Here is a 1443-nt window from a genome sequence, read left to right on the forward strand (position 1 = left end):
TGAACTATGAATGGGGGATCGATGACGACACTCAGTCGCATTTCGATGGCCGCCGTCGCCGCGCTGATCGTGGGTATGGGCCCCGCGTCTGCCGCCGACCTCGGTGGTAACTGCTGCGCCGACCTCGAAGAGCGTGTTGCTGAGCTCGAGGCGACGACGGCACGCAAGGGTAACCGCAAGGTCTCGGTGACCATCTCGGGCCAGATCTCGCAGCAGCTGCTGTTCTGGGACGACGGCGTCAGCAAGGACGTCTACATCTCGGGTCCGACCTCGTCGAACTCGCGCTGGCGCATCACGGGCTCGGCCAAGATCTCGCCCGAGATCACCGCCGGCTTCATGTACGAGTTCGAGGCCTTCGGCAGCAGCTCGGCCAGCCAGAACCAGATGAATGGCACCGGGCCGTCGAATACCGTTGGTACGCCGAACAATTTCGGTGACGACGGCGGTGCGACGAGCGCCAACCTGCGTCAGCACTGGGCCTACGTCGAGCACAGCCGCCTCGGCCGTGTTGAAATGGGCTTCGGTGCCACGGAAGCCAACAACATCATCCTGATCGACCTGTCCGGCAAGGGCATGGCAGCGTCGAACGACGTGCGCCTGCACAACTCGAGCATGCGTATCGCTCAGGGTAACGGCCAGTATTCCGGCGCGACCTGGGGCACGTACTTCCAGGGCGGCTCGGGTGACTGGCTGAACGAGCGCAGTGATCACATCTCCTACCGCACGCCAACGATCGCCGGCTTCACGCTCGGTGCCTCGTTTGCCGAGGACAACTACTGGGATGTGGCCATGCGCTACGCGGGTGAGTTCAACGGCATCCGTATTGCCGCTGGCCTCGGCTACAGCGTGCGCTCGGAGTACAACAACCCGACCGGCGAAGCATCGATGCCGACGACTGGCGCGGGTGCTGGGACGATCGTGTGCACGGTGAACTGCGACAAGGAGCTTCGTCAGCTCGTTGGTGCCCTCTCCGTCCGCCACATGCCGACGGGCCTGTTCTTCACGGGTGCCTTCGGTGACCGCGACTACGAGAACACCCAGACCACTGTTGGCGGCGTTGCCGGTACTGCGCGGGACTTCAGCGCTAGCTTCTTCTATCTCTCGGGTGGTGTCGCGCGGAACTTCTTCGGGATCGGCGACACGGTCATGTACGGCGAGTACAGCGAGTGGAAGGGCGCGAGCCAGGATACCGGTATCACCACTGTCAGCGGTCCTACGGGTGCAGGTAACGTCAGCGCGGCCGGTCTGTCCGGTGACAAGCTGACCCATTGGGGTGTTGGCATCGTCCAGAACGTCGATGCAGCCGCGATGGAGTTCTGGCTGGCCTACAAGAACTACTCGCTCGACTCAGCGCAGTTCAACGCGACGGTCGGCGGTGCGGAAGACCTCCACATGTTCACGGCTGGTACCCGCATCCGCTTCTGATCCGAAGCAGATCGAGAC

General features: G+C 63.2%; 1 protein-coding gene. It reads left to right on the plus strand.

Annotated elements, in window-relative coordinates; translation table 11 throughout:
- Window positions 1-21 precede the first annotated feature (21 nt).
- Window positions 22-1425 carry a porin gene (locus CS1BSM3_RS00005; protein WP_072384929.1) on the plus strand — a complete coding sequence of 468 codons (1404 nt, stop codon included), beginning with the start codon at window positions 22-24 and terminating at the stop codon, window positions 1423-1425.
- Window positions 1426-1443: the final 18 nt, after the last annotated feature.

Origin of the sequence: Hyphomicrobium sp. CS1BSMeth3 (assembly GCF_900117415.1) — a bacterium.
Taxonomy (GTDB): Bacteria; Pseudomonadota; Alphaproteobacteria; order Rhizobiales; family Hyphomicrobiaceae.

Coding starts and splice junctions, on each gene's coding strand:
- CS1BSM3_RS00005 (WP_072384929.1), top strand. CDS start 22: ATGACGACACTCAGTCGCATTTCGATGGCCGCCGTCGCCGCGCTGATC.